Origin of the sequence: Flavimarina sp. Hel_I_48 (assembly GCF_000733945.1) — a bacterium.
Lineage (GTDB): Bacteria > Bacteroidota > Bacteroidia > Flavobacteriales > Flavobacteriaceae > Leeuwenhoekiella.
This window is the reverse complement of sequence record NZ_JPOL01000002.1, coordinates 698,680-717,109: the sequence shown is the minus strand read 5'-3', so window position 1 is coordinate 717,109 and position 18,430 is coordinate 698,680. Positions and strand designations below refer to the sequence as shown.

At 41.5% G+C, this 18,430-nt stretch carries 16 protein-coding genes; 7 read left to right on the top strand and 9 right to left on the bottom strand.

The window, feature by feature from the left end; all coding sequences use genetic code 11:
* The first annotated feature begins 10 nt into the window (after positions 1 to 10).
* Together P162_RS03275 and P162_RS03270 are read left to right on the top strand one after the other, a co-directional pair.
* A complete protein-coding gene (locus tag P162_RS03275) occupies positions 11 to 667 on the top strand; it encodes an alpha/beta fold hydrolase (RefSeq protein WP_031425804.1) in 657 nt (218 codons plus the stop codon).
* 23 nt (positions 668 to 690) lie between these two features.
* Positions 691 to 1,683, top strand: a complete 993-nt coding sequence (locus P162_RS03270; RefSeq protein ID WP_031425803.1) for a lytic transglycosylase domain-containing protein — start codon at positions 691 to 693, stop codon at positions 1,681 to 1,683.
* A gap of 180 nt (positions 1,684 to 1,863) precedes the next feature.
* Here the strand turns inward: P162_RS03270 and P162_RS03265 are convergent, their stop codons facing one another.
* From P162_RS03265 to P162_RS03255, 3 genes are all read right to left on the bottom strand, one after another.
* Positions 1,864 to 3,435, bottom strand: a complete 1,572-nt coding sequence (locus tag P162_RS03265; RefSeq protein WP_031425802.1) for an amidase — start codon at positions 3,433 to 3,435, stop codon at positions 1,864 to 1,866.
* Positions 3,436 to 3,478: 43 nt separating this feature from the next.
* Positions 3,479 to 6,751 carry a S41 family peptidase gene (locus P162_RS03260; protein ID WP_031425801.1) on the bottom strand — a complete coding sequence of 1,091 codons (3,273 nt, stop codon included), beginning with the start codon at positions 6,749 to 6,751 and terminating at the stop codon, positions 3,479 to 3,481.
* Positions 6,752 to 7,188: 437 nt separating this feature from the next.
* Positions 7,189 to 7,746 (bottom strand): hypothetical protein, encoded by a 558-nt coding sequence (locus P162_RS03255; RefSeq protein ID WP_031425800.1) that lies wholly within the window; start codon positions 7,744 to 7,746, stop codon positions 7,189 to 7,191.
* Positions 7,747 to 7,950: 204 nt separating this feature from the next.
* Between P162_RS03255 and rpmH the strand changes: the two genes are divergently transcribed.
* The 3 genes from rpmH to P162_RS03240 all read left to right on the top strand — a co-directional run bounded on the left by rpmH (position 7,951) and on the right by P162_RS03240 (position 11,780).
* Positions 7,951 to 8,109 carry a 50S ribosomal protein L34 gene (gene rpmH / locus P162_RS03250; RefSeq protein ID WP_031425799.1) on the top strand — a complete coding sequence of 53 codons (159 nt, stop codon included), beginning with the start codon at positions 7,951 to 7,953 and terminating at the stop codon, positions 8,107 to 8,109.
* A 102-nt stretch (positions 8,110 to 8,211) separates the two neighbouring features.
* The gene (gene carB / locus P162_RS03245) at positions 8,212 to 11,064 is read left to right on the top strand and encodes a carbamoyl-phosphate synthase large subunit (RefSeq protein ID WP_031425798.1); all 2,853 of its coding nucleotides are present in this window, start codon (positions 8,212 to 8,214) and stop codon (positions 11,062 to 11,064) included.
* A gap of 119 nt (positions 11,065 to 11,183) precedes the next feature.
* Entirely contained in the window at positions 11,184 to 11,780 is a 597-nt protein-coding gene (locus P162_RS03240) for a T9SS type A sorting domain-containing protein (RefSeq protein WP_031425797.1), read from the top strand.
* A gap of 127 nt (positions 11,781 to 11,907) precedes the next feature.
* On the opposite strand, the gene P162_RS03235 is transcribed toward P162_RS03240, so the two are convergent.
* Genes P162_RS03235 through P162_RS03210 form a run of 6 tightly spaced genes read right to left on the bottom strand, consistent with a single transcriptional unit; the run spans position 11,908 to position 17,239 of the window.
* The gene (locus P162_RS03235) at positions 11,908 to 12,462 is read right to left on the bottom strand and encodes an acyl-CoA thioesterase (protein ID WP_031425796.1); all 555 of its coding nucleotides are present in this window, start codon (positions 12,460 to 12,462) and stop codon (positions 11,908 to 11,910) included.
* 19 nt (positions 12,463 to 12,481) lie between these two features.
* A complete protein-coding gene (locus tag P162_RS03230) occupies positions 12,482 to 12,850 on the bottom strand; it encodes a hypothetical protein (RefSeq protein WP_031425795.1) in 369 nt (122 codons plus the stop codon).
* A 7-nt stretch (positions 12,851 to 12,857) separates the two neighbouring features.
* Entirely contained in the window at positions 12,858 to 14,195 is a 1,338-nt protein-coding gene (gene rmuC, locus P162_RS03225) for a DNA recombination protein RmuC (RefSeq protein WP_031425794.1), read from the bottom strand.
* 60 nt (positions 14,196 to 14,255) lie between these two features.
* Entirely contained in the window at positions 14,256 to 15,062 is an 807-nt protein-coding gene (locus tag P162_RS03220) for an ABC transporter ATP-binding protein (RefSeq protein ID WP_031425793.1), read from the bottom strand.
* Between the two features lies 1 nt (position 15,063).
* Complete coding sequence (locus P162_RS03215) at positions 15,064 to 16,092, bottom strand: iron chelate uptake ABC transporter family permease subunit (RefSeq protein ID WP_031425792.1); 1,029 nt, start codon at positions 16,090 to 16,092, stop codon at positions 15,064 to 15,066.
* Entirely contained in the window at positions 16,082 to 17,239 is a 1,158-nt protein-coding gene (locus tag P162_RS03210; protein ID WP_051907756.1) for an ABC transporter substrate-binding protein, read from the bottom strand. The genes P162_RS03215 and P162_RS03210 overlap by 11 nt, the downstream gene beginning before the upstream one ends.
* A gap of 121 nt (positions 17,240 to 17,360) precedes the next feature.
* On the opposite strand from P162_RS03210, the gene P162_RS03205 reads away from it, so the two are divergent.
* Positions 17,361 to 17,630: a DUF2188 domain-containing protein gene (locus P162_RS03205; protein WP_051907755.1), complete on the top strand. Its 270-nt coding sequence runs from the start codon at positions 17,361 to 17,363 to the stop codon at positions 17,628 to 17,630.
* A gap of 5 nt (positions 17,631 to 17,635) precedes the next feature.
* Positions 17,636 to 18,250 (top strand): hypothetical protein, encoded by a 615-nt coding sequence (locus tag P162_RS03200; RefSeq protein WP_031425789.1) that lies wholly within the window; start codon positions 17,636 to 17,638, stop codon positions 18,248 to 18,250.
* Positions 18,251 to 18,430 lie beyond the last annotated feature (180 nt).

Genomic DNA, 18,430 nt, shown 5'->3' with positions numbered 1-18,430 from the left:
AAATATAAATATGATAACACCTGTCTATCTGATGCCGGGTATGGCCGCAAGTCCAGAAATATTTGAATCCTGGAAATTCCCTGAGCAGTACAAGATCTATTTGCTGCGCTGGGAAATACCCAAAACTGGAGAGACTATTGTCCAGTACGCCCAGCGTATGACCGAGCATATTGCGCATGAAAACCCTGTGCTGATAGGGGTAAGTTTTGGCGGAGTGATCGTACAGGAAATGGCCAAACTTATTCCGGTTAAAAAACTCATCATCATAAGTAGTGTCAAAACAAAATTTGAACTGCCCAGGCGAATGCGTTTATCCAGGAAGTTTAAATTGTATAACATTATACCGGTGAGTCTGGCAAAAAGTATGAAAAGTTGGTCAAAATACGCACCCAATAAAAAGATAGAATACCGCCTGGAACTGTATAAAAAATATCTTTCGGTTGATGATCCACATTATTTAAAATGGGCAATACGCGAATTGCTTTGCTGGGAACAAAATGACGCGCCAGAGGGAATCGTGCATATACACGGGGATGCTGACCCTGTTTTTCCTCATAAATACATTGGGGAGTGTGTGACCATACCTTCCGGAACCCACATTATGGTCATTACAAAATGGAAGTGGTTTAATGAGAACATACCTCGAATTATAGAAAATAATCAGTAATTTGCATTAAAGAAATTTTAACTATGAAAGCGATCAAATCAATATTTGCGGGTGTAGGAATTGTCGCAGTCGCGCTATTTTCCGTGCAGGCCGTACAGGATGCCCCAATTTCCAATAATACCACGTCTCAGGATGCTGGACAGGTTCAAAAAACAGAAGCTAAATCTCAGGAAGGAAATCCTAAAAACCTTGTACAGGGCTATAATGTGTATGCCATCCCATTGCCCAAGTCTGTCAATTTTGCCGGCGAGCCAGCTCCACTCAATGATCCTGACATACGGGAGCGTCTGGACAGGGAATTACTGGTAAATACATACTGGCAATCTAATGGACTGTTGCTTATAAAGCGGGCCAATAAATATTTTCCCATTATAGAACCTATCCTCAAAAAAGAAGGGATACCAGACGATTTTAAATATCTGGCAGTAATAGAAAGTGGACTCACGCATGCTGTTTCACCGGCAGGCGCACGTGGTTTTTGGCAGCTCATGCCGGGTACCGGTAAAGATCTGGGACTTGAAGTGAATGATAATGTGGATGAACGTTATAATGTGGAAAAAGCAACAGTGGCTGCCTGTAAATATCTTAAGGATTCCAAGAAGAAATGGGGCACGTGGACGCTTGCCGCCGCTGCATATAATGCTGGGAACAGAGGTATTGACAGACGTCTAGAGGAACAAGATGTAGCTAGTTATTACGATCTGCTTTTAGGTGAAGAAACCGGTCGTTATGTGTTCAGGATATTAGCTTTAAAAGAGATTATGGGAGATCCGGCTAAGTTTGGCTTTAATTATACGCAGGACGACCTTTACCAGGAAGTACCTACATACAAAGTCAAAGTAGATACCGCAGTAACCAATTTTGTGAAGTTTGCGCAGGGTTATGATATCAACTATAAAATCCTGAAAATCCACAATCCCTGGTTGCGGGAGGATCACCTAAATAATTCTTCCGGTAAAGAGTACTTTATAGAAATACCAAAAAGTGGATATTATAGTCCGGCAGTGGGGAACTAAAAATACCAGAAGTTGCAGAAAATGACTTTTTGTTACTTCTTGAAAAGAGCTGCTTTCTTTCTATTTTGAGGATTACTGATTACCAAATAGCCAATTTTAAAACTAAGTTTAAAAAAGTTTTGAAATTGGCTATTGCTTTATAGAAGATTTAGGTTGGTTAACATCACGCCGGGCTATGTTCTACTCCGTAGCACTTTCCATGCTACGAAGTTTGGGAGGTTTTCGGTGAAGGGTGCCTTGCTCATATGCGTAGGTAAGTTTAATCAGGACGGGTTCTGAAAACATCCTGCCCAGAAACTGAATACCAGCCGGTAAATTTCCTTCAGTAAAACCCATGGGCACCGTAAAAGCTGGCTGACCGGTATGCGGAGCGATCACCTGACTGTTATCGCCTTTGTATTCTTCCTGAAAATGGGCGATCGTGGCTGGTTTATTATTCCAGCTGGGGTATACCAGGGCATCTAATTGCAGGGAATCCATCGTTTTTTCTATAGCTTCCCGAAAAGCAATGCGACGCGTATCATGATAGGCATCGCCGCACGCGGTATTAATTGTATCACCTGCCTTATCGCTTTCCGCGGAAGCATCAAGGCGCTGCCTGGCAAAATCAGAACTGCTGCCTACACGAATAATATCCTGTATGGTTTGCATACTTTCATCCTTAACATAAGTGGCCAGGTACTTTTCAACATCATTTTTAAACACAGAGCACCATTGATCTTGTCTCAACACCTCAAAATTTAGAATAGTAACGTCATCTACAACCTGCGCTCCCAGGGAATCTAAATCATTCAAGGCTTTTTCAAATAATTCATGAACTTCGGGGTCTGGATTATGGTCACTTAATTGCCTTAAAACACCGATTTTAGCACCTTTTAAGCCATTTTTTAGAAGAAATTGAGTGTAATTTCCCGGGATTTTTCCTTCGGAATTTACGGTTATGGGATCCTTAGGATCGATTCCGGCCATGACCTGCATAATTTTGGTAGCGTCTTCAACCGTTCTGCCCATGGGACCTACCACATCGTTGCGCAGGTATAGTGGAATGATCGCGCTTCGGCTTATCAATCCTAAAGTGGTACGGAAGCCCACAAGATCGCAATGAGCTGATGGCCCCCTGATGGAATTTCCGGTATCTGTACCCAGGCCTATTACAGCAAAATTGGCGGCAACCGCTGCGGCCGTACCGCCACTGGATCCTGCCGGCACGTAGTCTAAATTATAGGGGTTGCGGGTAGTGCCCGCTGTAGAACTTTCGGTGTGCATGGGACTAAAGGCCCATTCCGCCATATTGGTCTTTGCTAGAATGATAGCCCCGGCATCAATTAGTTTCTGAACCACAAAAGCGTTTTCTTCAGGAATAAAATCCTGAAGTGCACGTGAACCGCCGGTTGTGGCAAGCCCTTTGGTATTTATATTATCCTTTATCACAATGGGAATACCCTGCAAAGGAAGCAGGTTTCCGCTTAAAGCATAGCGTGAGTCCTGTTCCCGGGCAATTTTAAGGGCATCTGGATTGATTGTCGTAATTGCATTTGTAAACGTATCCAGCGTCTTGATGCGGTTCAAATACGCTTTTACCAGATCTTCACTGGTAAATTGGCCTTCCCGATATGCTGTATGTATATCGGGAATAGTTAATTCCAGCACTTCAACCTGTTTAGGTTGCGTTTTTTGATCCCTATTTTTACATCCATAGACAAAGAGCGTTAGAAGGCAAATAGCAAAGAAGCGGATGTGAAGTCTGTTCATTTTTTGAAATTTCTTATCATTAAAAGAAAGCGTTAGGAAACCCTCATTTTTTATTATTGAATGATTTGTCTGGAAAGGCAGGTGGTGCCGGTACTTCCCGAGGATCTTTAGCAATTTGCTCCTTGAGAAAATCTATTGCAGCCTCTAATTGCGCATCTTTTCCCTCAAAAGTAGCATGGGGAAGATTGACAATTTCAATATCAGGTTCAAAACCATGTCCCTCGATTAACCATGTGCCTTCTTCCCCATACACACCGTTCATAGGTGCCCTGGCCAGTCCGTTGTCGCTCAACCGGTTGCTATTGCCCAGCCAGATCTCACCGCCCCAGGTGCGCGTTCCTATTGCGGTACCCAGCTTGAGCCTTTTAAAGCCTTCCGCGAACGCTTCACCATCTGATGCCGTATGCTCATCTACCAGAATCACGATATGACCCCTAAAGGCGTACTGCATGTTCCAGTAAGGTTTGCCAGCGCGGCCTTTCCAGTACATCCAGGGTTGGCGGAGTAATTTTTCAAGAATAAAACTTTCAATATTTCCCCCGCGGTTATGCCGTACATCAATAATAAGGCCTGCACGGTTGAAAACCGGGTAAAACTCGCGGTACCATTGATTGATATCGTTACTGCCCATGGCTTGCAGATGTACATAGCCCACATTGTCATTCGTTTGTTTCTCTACCTGACGGCGACGGGAATATTCCCAGTCACGGTAGCGCAGACTATAACTATTGGCTATAGGTACGACGATCATATCTCTGGTTTTACCCTCGCGGCTCACGCGCAACCGAACTTGTTTGCCGGCTTTGTTGCGTATGAGTTCACCAAGGTCTATTGCACTCAAGGTAGGTTTTCCATTAATTTTTGTGATTATGTCCCCTTCTTCAATATCAAGAAAAGGATCATCCAGGGGTGCGCGCTCATCAGGATAATCTGGATCTGCTTTATAGATGTGCTCAATTTTGAACCCGCCGGCAGCCTCATCCCTGCTAAAACGTGCACCAAGATCTGCGACACCTATATCTGTATCATCATCACGTAGGTCACCACCGTGAACGCTCGTGTGCAAAGCAGCAAGTTCGCCCACAAAACGACCTATTAAATCTGATAGTTCGCTACGTGTGGTAATACGATCTACGAGCGGCAGGTATTTAGTATACATCGCTTTCCAGTTGACGCCGTGCATATTCTTATCGTAAAAATAATCACGTTCCATACGCCAGGCATCTGTAAAAAGCTGTTTCCAGTCCTCTTTGGGTACGATGGAAAACTTCCAGCTGCTCAGGTCTATTTTATTCTTGCTCAATTCATTGATCGCATCTGTACCCGCCGGCACCATATAATAATCTTTGTTTTTGCTGATTAGCATTTTTGTGCCATCTTCCGTAAGGTCAAAACTGCTGAGATCTTCTACCAGGGTTTTCAATTTAATTTCTTCATTGTCAATTTTTAAGGCCATGAGGTTCGTTTTTGCGTCAGCCCCTGTAGCTGTAGAGAGCATGTAAATAGCTTTTTCAGTCACTTGCAGGCCACGATAATTGCCTGGCTGTATGGGTACTTCAGCAATGCGCTCGCTGATGTTTTCTTTATCAATGACTACCTTTTTGCTTTTTACGTCTGGTTTTTCCTCTTCCTCATCATTTTTCTTTTCTTTTTCAGTGTCAGCATCGCTGTCCATTTTATCCGTGAAAAGTTCGTCATTGGATCTAAAAGGGGAGCGGGTAACTTTTTGAAGGGCAATATGATAGAGTTTCTCACTCGCGTCAAAAAAGGGTTCTGGTTGTCTGCTGCCCCATGGCGCTCCTACGAGAGTATTAAAATTACGGTCTGAAAGGAAATAAATAAATTTTCCGTCAGGGCTCCATTGCGGGTAACGGCTATTGGCGCGGTCTGTGGTGATGGGAAATGTTTCTTTATCATCAATACCGTAAATTTCAACCTGAGCCATGGTATTTTCTGCAACCTGCGAAAAAGCCAGGTATTTGCTGTCAGGGGACCAGGAATAGGAATAAATACCTTCTTCTGTAGTGGATATTTTTTTACTATTGCCCGTTTCAAGATTCAGGATGAACATGTTGTTTTCCAGATCATCGTAAGCGAGCCATTTCCCATCGGGAGACGGCTCTCCGCCAAAGCGCAGGACTTTCCCATCACTGGTAATTGCTTTTGAAGGGTTCATCCCATTGGCCGGCATACGGATGAATTCGAATTCACCACTTTCATCGGACAATGTGATAATCTGTTTTCCATCTGCCGAAAAGTTGGCATCCCGGTAGCGTACACTTTCTTTATCGGTAAATTCAACAAAGCGACCCGAATCAACTGGAGCGACAAAAACCCTTCCGCGGGCGGTGATCACAACGTGGGTGCCGTCCTTATCAGGATTGACTGAGGTAATGTAATTTTCTGGATCATCTACCCATTTTTCGCGCAGCTGATCCAGATCTGAAGCCAGGGTGATATTAATTTTATGGGTTTTATCAGTCTGTAGGTTGTAATTCCATAAGTCAGCACCTAATTGATATACAATAGTATTGTTATCTAGAGAAGCATAGCGAATATCAAAACCAGTATGATGGGTATGCTGTTTAAAATCTGATCCTGTATCTGTCATAGACCAGATATTCATAATCCCATCGCGGTCACTTATAAAATAAACACGGTTCTCATGCCACATGGGGTGGTGGCTTTCCCCGTCGTAATCTATTGTAAGTTTCACAGCTTCCGCACTGCCATTTATAAATTTCCAGATTTGACGTGCGGTGCCACCTTTATAACGCTTGGTTACGTTGCCATGATACGATGGCCGTACAAAATATACGATCTCGCCCGTATTATCATAACTGGCCTCACTTGCCTGGCTCAATGGAACGCGTGCTATCTTTTTACTCTTTAAATTAATTTTCACCAATTGGCGATCTGGAAGCGTGGCGTATGCCCGTGTATCATAAACTAAATCGCCACTGGGCGTCCACCCATTTACAAGAGAAGCATCACTCTCATAGGTCCAACGTTGTGTAAGTCCACCGGCGAGGGGCATGGTATAAACTTCATCAGGACCTTCATAACTGGCGGTATAGGCCAGGGTTTTACCGTCTGGAGAAATTTTAGGGTAGCTTTCTTCCTCAGCATGCGTGGTAAGGCGTTGCGCCGTTCCGCCAGTTAAGGGCACCGTCCAGAGATCTCCTTCTGCTGAAAAAACCACGGTGTTGCCATGCACATCTGGATATTGATAATAACCTTCAAAACCCTGAGAAAAGGCATTTTTTGGCAGTATGGATGTTAAAAATAAAATAAAAAGTACTGGTTTTATGGTCATATATGTAGTTATTTTTAGGTGTCTGGGAATTAAGAAAATGGGTACATACTATTTGAAAACTACTCTAAAAATGGATAAATACGACTAAAAAACATTGATTTTACCGAATTTAAGCCAATAAGCTAAAGATTTAACGAATGTATTAAATTGGTCGTCCGATTTTGAGAAAACAGAAATTTTGTAAAACAAATCCCAGAGATAATCTTGGTTTTGAAGTCCTAAGTGTAAGATGCCAAATTTTATATTCACTACCGTTCAAAATAGTGTGACGTCCATAAGAGAACGTAGTTATTTATTTTAGAATTTGAAATTTAAAACACAAAAAAATACCCCACAGATTTTAAAATCTGTGGGGTATTTAATACATATAAAATAAAATGTCAATATGCTTTGGATGGAAACATATCCCAAATCATTTAAAAATTTAAGCATAAGGATTATCTCCTTCCTCCACGGCCATAATGTTGCTTTGGCATGTTAGAAGCTTTTTTCATTTGATCTTTCATCATCTTTATTTGTTCGTCAAGCATATTGTGCTTGTCCAGGCTTTTCGCTTCTTTTAAGAGCGTATCTGCTTCGCGTTTTCTGTTCTTTGCCATGGCGATTCCGGCCAGGTTCATTTTGGCCATTGCCAGATCGGTATCCATGCTTAAACCCAGGGAAATTGCCTTTTTGAAATACTTTTCTGCCTGGTTCATATTGGTCTGGGAAATCATAAGACCATTAAGGTAATTATAATAGCCTTGTTGTTTTGTGGTGAGTGCCCCTTCTGGATTTTTAATTTTATCAAGCCATTTTTTTGCACCATCAAAATCCTGTTTCCTTAGACGCAAAAACGCCAGGATGATGATCTCGTTCTTAAAATAGAGTACGATAAAGATTAGCGAGAGCAATACGAGCATGATGCCGTTGCCAATCTCCCGATCTATGAATTGCCAGATGGCCAGACCAAGTACAAGGGCAAAAAGAACTAATTTTATATTTTTATTGAACATAGGTTGGTTTATTTTAATTGGCAGGTGCTTTTTGCTCCAGGACCAATACTATTTTTAACGGTTTGCAAAGTTAGGAAAAAGTATTGCAAATAATTTAAACTTTCCATTTGGTCAACAAAAAAGTCTTTGTATATTTGCGCCCAGAATTTCGGGAAACCGGTTTTAATTTAAGCAAGCAAGTAAGAACATCTAAGAAGATATAAAATGAAAAGAACGTTTCAGCCTTCCAAAAGAAAAAGAAAAAACAAACACGGCTTTCGCGAGCGTATGGCCTCTGCAAATGGACGTAAAGTTCTTGCACGTAGAAGGGCAAAAGGAAGAAAAAAACTTTCTGTATCTTCTGAGTTACGACATAAAAGATAAGCACAATGTTTCAATGTGTTGATATAAAGGTGTTACTTTTTTAAGTAACGCCTTTTTTTATAAGCTATCCATACTTATTTTTAAGCCAAAACAACTTTTACAATGCCTAAAAACCAAAATCTTAAATCTATTTTAATTGTAGGATCTGGCCCTATCGTCATAGGGCAGGCCTGTGAGTTTGACTATTCTGGAACCCAGGCCATTCGCTCCCTAAAGGAAGATGGCATAGAGACCATTTTAATAAACTCGAACCCGGCAACCATCATGACAGATCCGTCTATGGCAGATCATGTGTATTTATTGCCGCTTACCACAAAATCTATAGTAAAGATCTTAAAAGAGCATCCTCAAATTGATGCCGTTCTTCCTACCATGGGTGGGCAGACCGCGCTCAACTTGTGTATTGAGGCTGATGAAAAAGGTATCTGGAAGGATTTTGGTGTAAAAATGATAGGCGTTGATATAGATGCCATAAATGTTACCGAAAACCGGGATCTTTTTAAGGATCTCATGATAAAAATAGGTATTCCCGTAGCACCTGCAAAAATTGCCGGAAGTTACCTTAAAGGGAAAGAAATTGCTCAGGAATTTGGCTTTCCGCTGGTGATTAGACCGTCTTTTACCCTAGGTGGTTCTGGTGCCTCGTTTGTGCACACGGCAGATCAATTTGATGAACTCCTTACGCGCGGCCTTGAGGCTTCGCCCATTCACGAAGTCCTTATTGATAAAGCCCTCCTGGGGTGGAAAGAGTACGAGCTGGAACTATTGCGCGATAAGAACGATAATGTGGTTATCATCTGTACCATAGAAAATATGGATCCTATGGGGATTCATACCGGTGACTCGATCACCGTGGCGCCGGCAATGACACTCAGCGACACCACATACCAGAGAATGCGCGACATGGCAATCAAAATGATGCGCAGCATAGGTGACTTCGCTGGTGGTTGTAATGTACAGTTCGCGGTAAGCCCAGATGCTAATGAAGATATAATTGCCATTGAGATCAACCCAAGGGTTTCCCGTTCTTCGGCACTTGCCTCTAAGGCCACCGGTTATCCCATTGCAAAAATCGCCTCAAAACTAGCAATTGGTTATACGCTTGATGAGTTGGATAACCAGATCACAAAATCCACATCGGCACTTTTTGAACCTACCCTTGATTATGTTATCGTTAAAATCCCACGTTGGAATTTTGATAAATTCGAGGGAAGTGAGCGCACATTAGGCTTACAGATGAAATCAGTAGGCGAGGTTATGGGTATAGGCCGCTCTTTTCAGGAGGCGCTTCATAAAGCCACTCAATCCCTGGAAATAAAGCGTAACGGACTAGGTGCAGATGGTAAAGGCGAGACCAATTACGAGGAAGTTATTGAAAAGCTTACGAACCCCAGTTGGGATCGCGTATTTGTGATCTACGATGCCATACAAATGGGCATTCCATTGAGCCGTATCTATGATATTACCAAAATTGATATGTGGTTCTTAAAGCAGTTTGAAGAACTGAATGCGCTTCAAAAAGAGATCACAAAATATGATATTGATTCGCTCTCTGCAGATTTAATGCTTGAGGCAAAACAAAAAGGTTTTGCAGACAGACAGATCGCCTTTATGCTTGAATGTCTTGAAAGCGAGGTTTATAATAAACGTGACGAACTTCAGATCAATAGGGTTTATAAACTTGTAGATACCTGTGCAGCAGAATTTGTTGCGCAAACCCCTTATTTCTACTCTACTTTTGAAAATCAAATGCAGTTAAAAGGTGGTAAACCTTTTTCTGCCAATGAAAGTAAGGTAAGCGACAAGAAAAAAATTGTGGTTCTGGGATCTGGTCCTAACCGTATAGGCCAGGGAATAGAGTTTGATTACTGTTGCGTGCACGGTGTACTCGCTGCGGCTGAGTGTGGCTACGAGACCATCATGATCAACTGTAATCCTGAGACCGTTTCTACCGATTTTGATGTTGCGGACAAACTCTATTTTGAACCCGTTTTCTGGGAACATATCTATGATATTATCCGTCATGAAAAGCCGGAAGGTGTTATTGTTCAGCTGGGCGGACAAACCGCATTGAAGTTGGCGGAAAAGCTTGATCGTTACGGTATCAAAATAATAGGAACAAGTTTTGAATCGCTGGATCTTGCCGAAGACCGGGGCAGTTTTTCCAGGTTGTTGAAAGAAAATGATATTCCTTACCCAGAGTTTGATACTGCCGAAACCGCGGAAGAAGCACTGGCGGTAGCAGATTCGCTAGACTTTCCTATTTTGGTCCGTCCTTCTTATGTTTTAGGTGGACAGGGTATGAAAATCGTGATCAACAAGGATGAGTTGGAAGAAACGGTTGTTGACCTGTTGCGTAAAATACCCAATAATAAACTCTTACTTGACCATTATCTGGATGGTGCTATTGAGGCCGAAGCAGATGCGATTTGTGATGGCGAAGATGTGTATATCATAGGGATTATGGAGCACATAGAACCTTGCGGAATCCACTCAGGCGATTCACATGCCCTGCTTCCTCCATTTACGCTGGGCGATCTGGTCATGCAGCAAATAAAAGACCATACACAAAAAATCGCCCTTGCGCTGGGTACGGTGGGACTGATCAATATCCAGTTCGCCATTAAGGACGATGTGGTTTATATCATTGAAGCCAACCCACGTGCTTCGCGTACCGTTCCATTCATTGCCAAGGCCTATGGGGAGCCTTATGTAAATTATGCGACCAAGGTCATGCTAGGGGCGAAGAAGGTGAAAGATTTTGATTTTAAACCTCATTTAGACGGTTATGCGATCAAACAACCTGTTTTCTCTTTCAACAAATTCCCGAAAGTAAATAAAAAATTAGGTCCAGAAATGAAGAGTACGGGCGAGAGTATCCTCTTTATTGATAATTTAAAGGATGACGAGTTTTACGATTTATATGCACGCAGAAAGATGTATTTAAGCAAATAAAAGAGGAGGAAAAGGCGGTTGTCTGATCAAGTCTTAATTCGGTATTAAATTGGGCATGGTTTTAGCTTGATGTAATCCTATTGACTACTTTTGCATCAAGTTAAATCACCCCATATGTAATGAAAACTACCTTTTTTCTCTTATTTTTTATTTTGTTTACTGCCTTTTCTTTTGGGCAGACCACGTACGATATCACCTGGCAACAGGATGTAAATGGAACCAATGCCAGTCTGGAAATTCAAACCGGGGACACCGTGCGTTGGATCTGGGGAAATGAGGCGCCGCACAACATTGTAAGCAGTGACGAGGATGCTCCAAACGACTTCGGTTCTGAAACAATAATCCAGGAGGGTTATGTGTATTCCTATACTTTTACTGAACCTGCGGTAATAGATTACATTTGCAACGTGCATCCGGGAACGATGTTCGGGACGATTACCTCAAGTAAAAATATGAATGCCGAAAAAGCAGAAGCGCTTGATTTTAAAATTTATCCCAACCCTGTAAAAGATCGTATTTTCTTTCAAAATCAAACCAATAGTGAAGAATTGGAAATTACTGTATTTGATGTTTTGGGAAAAGTGGTGAAACAGGAACGTCTCAATAATGCGACCATGCGCAACGGTGTAGAAGTAAGTTCCCTTAAAAGGGGGATTTATCTCGTGCAGGTAGATAATGGCAGGGATTCATTTACACAAAAACTAATTAAAAATTAAACATACAGAAATTCAATTTCAAGCTCTTGTTGAAAGAATAAACCTTCGGAATTGTTTTTAAGATAACCCCAAAAATAAAAAAACCTCCAGACGGAGGTTTTTTTATTTTTGGGGTTATTTTGAATTGCTAGCTGATATCATACTCTACTTTTATATTATGGTTTTTCAGTTCTTCAAGATATTCTTTTGAAGCAAAATCAGTAGCCTTAAATTCATTCTTCCGCTTTCCTTTCATTTCCTGACGTTTCATGCTTTTTACAAACCTGCGAATATCGGTTTCAGTCAGTAAAATAAGTCCGGGAACGGGAACACTATCCCCGGCGTCATCTTTCGCGACCATGGTAAAATAGGAGGAATTACAGTGTTTTATTTCCCCGGAAGAAATATTTTCTGCCTCTATCCGAATACCGATCACCATAGAAGTGCGTCCCACATAATTAACTGACGCTTTCAATACCACGAGTTCGCCCACTTCTACCGGCTTTAAAAAGTCAACTGTGTCTACAGAAGCGGTCACGCAATAATTACGGGAATGTTTTGAGGCGCAGGCAAAGGCAATCTGGTCCATTAAGGACAGGATATAGCCGCCATGTATTTTACCTGAGAAATTAGTATAGGAAGGCAACATGAGCTGGCTCATGGTAATCTGGGATTCAGAAATATTCTTGAATTTTTTCTGCATAGAAAAAGATACTACGTGTTTATTTTCGGTTGAAGTGCGGTGAATTTTCCTGTGTAACATCGTTTACAAAATACTTGCTGTCACCCCAGAAAAAAAATGTAGAAAAACGTTCCACATAATTCAGTTTTACATAACTGCCTTGATATTCCTTCAGCTTTTCAATGACTTCCGGTTTGTTGTCAAGCACGGTGAAATCAAAAATTTGTGCACCACTAATGCCCTGACTTATCTGGCCTTCCCAGGTTTTTACAACAAATCCCTTATGACTGAATTTTATAAGTTCACCGGCGCGCGTTCCTTCACTGTACGGTACAAAGTAGACGAATGAGAAAAAGAGGATAAAGAGTACTATAAGGCCACCAAGTATAAAAATTAGGGTTCTTTTCATGTGTTTTTTATTTGTTATCTGTTGGTTTTAAATGGTTTTGTGGGAGGTTTTCCAGTAAATTAGGGGCGATGCTCTTACTGGTTTTTGCACCCAGTCGTTTCAACTTTTCCACCCGTTGTACCAGATTTCCTTTTCCTGTCAACTTTTTAAGGGCGTTTTCAAAACTGTTTTGAACGGTTCCCATTTGCCTGTCGATCTTTAGGAGTTCGTCTGTTAAAGTACTAAAAGAATCGTAGAGCTTGCCCGCCTGGGTAGCAATTTCGAGCGTATTTTTTTTCTGTTTATCGTTTTGCCATAGATTTTCTACCAGTCGTAGCGCCGCAAGTAAGGTAGAAGGGGTGACAATAATCACCTGTTTGTCAAACGCCATTTCATACAATTGCGGGGCATGCGCCGAAGCTATTGCAAAAGCAGCCTCTACAGGGATAAACATAAACGTCGTATCTGGACTCTCTTCAATAAAATACGGGTAATTTTTTGCGCTCAATTGATCAATATGCCGTTTGATGGATTGAATATGTTGTTTTAAATGTGCCCTTTTCAGATCTTCATCCTCTTCGGAAACAAAACGCTCAAAAGCGGTGAGCGATACTTTGCTGTCCACCACCATTTTTTTGCCATCGGGGAGGTGAATAAGCACATCGGTTTGTAGGCGGCGCCCGTTCTCACTGGCGTGGCTATCCTGAATTGTATATTCCCTGTCTTTTTCCAATCCTGACTTTTCAAGTACGCGTGTCAGTATCACCTCGCCCCAATTGCCCTGCATTTTTGAATCGCCTTTCAATGCTTTGGTCAGGTTGTCTGCATCGCGGCTCATTTGCATGTTCAATTCTGCCAGGCCTTTAATTTGCTGTCGCAATTCGCCGTGGCGGCCCAAACTTTCTTTATTCGTGTCCTCTACTTTTTTCTCAAAACTATTTATTTTTTCCTGAAGGGGTTTGAGGATATTATCTATGTTTTCTTTGTTCTGAAGGGTAAATTTGGTCGATTTTTCATCGAGTATTTTACTGGCGACCAACTCAAAATCTTTAGTAAACCGAGCCTGTAGCTGTTCAAGTTCGCCGGTTTTATCTGTCATACGCTGTTTGAGGTGTTCCAGTTCTACCGTTCGGCGCGTAAGATGTTGTTGAATGCTGCTGGTTTCACTGAGCAGGTTGTTCTTTTCATCCTGTATATCCTGAAGTTGGCGTTCTGCCTTTTGCAAATTCAAAGCTTGTAAATTCAGCCTTTCGGTAAGTTTGCTAAGTTGTGCGTTTTTCCTGGCATTTGCGATCAAAAAACCTATTAAAACCCCTAAAATCAATGCTGCGGAAGCAACGATAAGCGATAAAAAAGATAGGTTCATAAGTACAGACTTGGTTTCAAAGATACATATTTGTACAGGCAAATATTCTTAAGATAAATCTTATTTTTTGAGGTAAAAACGGACTGTTTTCGGGTCAAAACCGATGATTTCCTTCGGAAACAGACCAGAAAAAGTGCCATTTTCCACTAATTTTTCAGGAGTATCCATGATGCATTTTTTTTCCTGGAGCACGAGCATTTTATCACAGAGCGGAAGGATCAATTCAATATCATGACTCGAGAACAGAATGGTCGTTCCTGTCGTGGTACAAATATGTTGCAAAAGCTTGAGCACCGAAGCTTTGTGGTGCAAATCAAGATGCGTTGTAGGTTCATCCAGAATGATAAGGCTCGTCTCCTGAGCAAGTGCGCGGGCGATGAGCGCGCGCTGCAGTTGGCCATCACTTAAACGGTGGCATTTTTCATTTTTTAAGGCCTGCATTTCGGTGGCGGTAAGCGCGTTGTTAATGCTTTTTATATCATTTTTATTGAGATTTCCCAGCCAGTTGGTGTAGGGCTGTCTGCCCAGAGCGACAAGTTCTGCAACGCTGAGGTTTTTAGAAATAGGCTGCCCGGTAAGTACCACGCTGATTAGTTGTGAGCGCTTTTCGGCAGAAATACTTTCCAACTTTTTTCCTTCTAAAAAAATCGTTCCGTGCAAAGGCTTCTGCAAACCGGAAAGACTGCGCAACAAAGTGGATTTACCTGAACCATTAATGCCCACGAGCCCTATAAGCTCCCCTTTTTGGAATGAAATAGTTATACCGGAAACAATCTCTTTTTGTGTCGCATTCGGGGAATAACCCACGCTAAGATTTTTAGTCTTTAAAACCGGATTTATGGGTGTTTTATGTTGGTTTTTGTCCATATTAAAAGATCAATCTCTTTTTTCTGATCAATAACCAGATCACGACCGGTGCGCCCAGAAGGGAGGTTATGGCATTGATGGGCAACGTAAAAGAATGAAAAGGCGCCTGCGCAATACTATCACAAATAAGCATAAGGAGCGCGCCACCCATAAGCGAGGCCGGCATAAGCACCCAGTGGTTTGCCGTATTAAACAACTGCCTGATCAGGTGGGGGACGGCAAGGCCCACAAAGGCGATAGGACCGGTAAAAGCGGTGAGGCTCCCAGCGAGAATGCTTGTTGCAATAATAACGATAAGCCGATTTCTTTTCAAGGAGATTCCCATGGTTTGTGCATAGAGGTCGCCAAGTAGCAAACTGTTTAGGCTTTTTAAAATACTGAAAGCCATTAAAATCCCCATGCCGTAGCAAATGGACAGAATCCCTATACCGCTCCACGAAATATCGCCCAGACTGCCAAAAGACCAGAAAATGTAGCGCTGCAGCTCGCTCGCCGGACTAAAATAAGCCAAAATACTAACTACGGCAGAAGTAAGGCTGCCAAACATAAGCCCGATAATGAGCAGAGCCATCGCATCACGAACCCGTGCCGCCACCGATACCACCACGGCCAGTACCAAAAAACTTCCCAAACTGGCAGCTAAAATCAAACCCCAACTTCCGCTAAAATAGCTTGCCGAAATGCCCAAAAAACTTCCGCCCAGAATAAAAATGGCCACGCCCAGACTGGCGCCGCTGCTTATTCCCAGCACAAAAGGTCCCGCCAGCGGATTCTTAAATAAGGTTTGCATCATGAGTCCGGCGGCTGCGAGTCCGCTACCGGTCATAAGTGCGGCAAGCGCTTTGGGAAGGCGGTAATCAACAATAATATACTGCCAGGCTTCTTTAGAAACTTCCTGACCCGTGATTCCATAAAGGATTTCAACAAGCGGAATATGTACCGATCCCAACCATAAATTGGCCAGAAATGCGAGCATTAGAAATAGCCCCAGGGTGAGAAATAAACCTTTATTTTTTATGTTATGGCTCAAGGGGCGCGTAAAAATGAGGTTTGTAATCAGGAAAAAGCGAAGGGTGCAAAATAGCGGCAAGATCGTTAAGGACCCAGTCAGGCCTGTTTGGAGCGAGTTCATAATAGATCAAACCTCCCGTCGCTCCTTTTTTTGAACCAAAACCAAATACCTTGTGGTTTTTAAAAGCTTCAAACTGGGCGTAAACAGCACTGGCATCTTGAAGTGAATTATAAGATTCAAAGGAGTTTGGCGCGATCCAGAAATCGGCTTTCTGGGCAGTGTCAAGCACCTCTTCCAGGCTTAAGGAAAGGCTGCCCGTGCCCGTTGTCTTCTTATATAAATAATCACCGTGCGCATCTTCAATAAGTTTTGCCGCCCAGCTATCACCTTTTGGCATATACCAGACATCTTTGAACATGGCGCCGCTTAAAACCGTGGGGCTTTCTTTTGAATTGGCGACTTTTTCTTTGATTTGAGAATAGTTTGCTACGATGGAACTGAATATGGAATCACCCATTTCCTGTTTGTCATAGAAAGCGGCGAAAAACTTTATCCATTCTGCTTTTCCCAGCGGATCATGTTCTACCCAGTCCCCATTGTAAACTACAGGAATACCCGCTCGGGTTAGGGAAGCAAGCGCTTTATTCTCTCCTTCCACACCAAAACTCACCACCACATCAGGATCGAGATTGATCGTGGTTTCTGTATTGATTGATTCGTTTTGTCCCAGTTCCTTAATTTTACCGGCATCGATTAATTTTCTGGTTTTTTCCGAAGAAATATAATCCAGATTGGGAAAGCCTTTTAAGGTATTTTCCACGCCCAGCATTTCCAGCGACGGGATGTGCGTGGTTGAGGTCACGACCATATTTTTAACAGGGATGTGGATCACTGCATCCGCATTGAGGGAATCTGGCACGTTGTTTTTGTCTTTGGCTAAAGCATAGCGGTATGTTTTATCGCTATCGGGAAAAGCTTCGGTCACGGTAATGATGGAAAAATCAGGATAGTGGGTGATCTCAAAACCAGTTGCATAGTTTATTTCCACTTCGTTTCCGCCAGGAACTTTGACCGAATTTTTTGGTTCCTGTTTACAAGAAATGATCAAAAAACCCAATAAAATGGGGTAAAAACACGCAAAATTAAGTCGGAATTGGTTCTTCATGCTTCAAAAGTAAGGTTATTTGGTTGAAAATGGTCGAGGCTTATATATCGTTCGTATTACAATCTGTAAATATCATATTGAGTTAAAATCTTTATCGTATATTGATATAATATTTTTTATTATGAAAAGGAAGACATTTTATACTAAAGAACTAGGTAAAAAAGTAGCAGAAGGAGCAAAAATTGTAGATCCTCATAGATATCATATCATACGTAGCGACGGTCATAAATGGGCCGTAGTGGCTGATGGAAAAACCCGGGCTTTACGTGTATTTCCTGATCAAAAACAAGCAAAATTTTATGCAGAACAAACTGCCACAAAATCAAATGGTAAAGTTATTGTTCATAAAAGTACAGGTGAAGTAGAAGAAGTGGTATCCTTTGAAGACTAACTTTTATGGGTTTTGAAAAAAATGTTTTTATAAATTGTCCTTTTGATAATGATTATCGTATTCTAATCAAACCCTTGATTTTTACATTACTTTACTTAGATTTCAATCCAAAATTATCACAAACATTTTCATCTGCTACAATTAGAATCAATGGGATTAAAGATTTAATTAGGGATTGCAAATATGGCATTCATGACCTTTCTCGAAGCAAACCTCTTAGTAAAGGAGATCTTCCAAGATTTAATATGCCCTATGAACTTGGGTTAGATATAGGGGCAATGGAATATGGGAGCAATGAATTAAAGAATAAGAAAATTCTCATATTGGAAACGGAGAAATATTATTATCAAAAAGTACTCTCCGATATAGCAGGTCAAGATATTGAAAATCATAATGATGAGCCTTATGTATTGATCACAAAGGTGCGGAATTGGCTTTCAGCAAATTTGGAACAAACCCAAATTGAAGGGCAGCGTGTAATTTGGAATTCTTACAACCAGTTTATTGAAGATTTAACTACGCAATTGATCAATAGCTATACAAATCAAGAAATAGAAGAAATTCCAATAGCCGATTTTATAAAATTCGCAAAAGACTGGATTTATGAATTGAAATTATAAGAAATTCTATTATGAAAATAGATAAAATAATCGAAATTTCTGATGCAAATACGAAATAACTTATTGGTTTCTGTGGAGAGGAATTTCCGTGTGTAAATCATATACTATCCGAGAAATACGGGCCTAGAGCGCGTGAAAGTAATTTTAACCAATTTGAGGATGAAAAGTTTTACTAAAACT

Coding starts and splice junctions, on each gene's coding strand:
- P162_RS03275 (WP_031425804.1), top strand. CDS start 11: ATGATAACACCTGTCTATCTGATGCCGGGTATGGCCGCAAGTCCAGAA.
- P162_RS03270 (WP_031425803.1), top strand. CDS start 691: ATGAAAGCGATCAAATCAATATTTGCGGGTGTAGGAATTGTCGCAGTC.
- P162_RS03265 (WP_031425802.1), bottom strand. CDS start 3,435: ATGAACAGACTTCACATCCGCTTCTTTGCTATTTGCCTTCTAACGCTC.
- P162_RS03260 (WP_031425801.1), bottom strand. CDS start 6,751: ATGACCATAAAACCAGTACTTTTTATTTTATTTTTAACATCCATACTG.
- P162_RS03255 (WP_031425800.1), bottom strand. CDS start 7,746: ATGTTCAATAAAAATATAAAATTAGTTCTTTTTGCCCTTGTACTTGGT.
- rpmH (WP_031425799.1), top strand. CDS start 7,951: ATGAAAAGAACGTTTCAGCCTTCCAAAAGAAAAAGAAAAAACAAACAC.
- carB (WP_031425798.1), top strand. CDS start 8,212: ATGCCTAAAAACCAAAATCTTAAATCTATTTTAATTGTAGGATCTGGC.
- P162_RS03240 (WP_031425797.1), top strand. CDS start 11,184: ATGAAAACTACCTTTTTTCTCTTATTTTTTATTTTGTTTACTGCCTTT.
- P162_RS03235 (WP_031425796.1), bottom strand. CDS start 12,462: ATGCAGAAAAAATTCAAGAATATTTCTGAATCCCAGATTACCATGAGC.
- P162_RS03230 (WP_031425795.1), bottom strand. CDS start 12,850: ATGAAAAGAACCCTAATTTTTATACTTGGTGGCCTTATAGTACTCTTT.
- rmuC (WP_031425794.1), bottom strand. CDS start 14,195: ATGAACCTATCTTTTTTATCGCTTATCGTTGCTTCCGCAGCATTGATT.
- P162_RS03220 (WP_031425793.1), bottom strand. CDS start 15,062: ATGGACAAAAACCAACATAAAACACCCATAAATCCGGTTTTAAAGACT.
- P162_RS03210 (WP_051907756.1), bottom strand. CDS start 17,239: ATGAAGAACCAATTCCGACTTAATTTTGCGTGTTTTTACCCCATTTTA.
- P162_RS03205 (WP_051907755.1), top strand. CDS start 17,361: ATGAAAAGGAAGACATTTTATACTAAAGAACTAGGTAAAAAAGTAGCA.
- P162_RS03200 (WP_031425789.1), top strand. CDS start 17,636: ATGGGTTTTGAAAAAAATGTTTTTATAAATTGTCCTTTTGATAATGAT.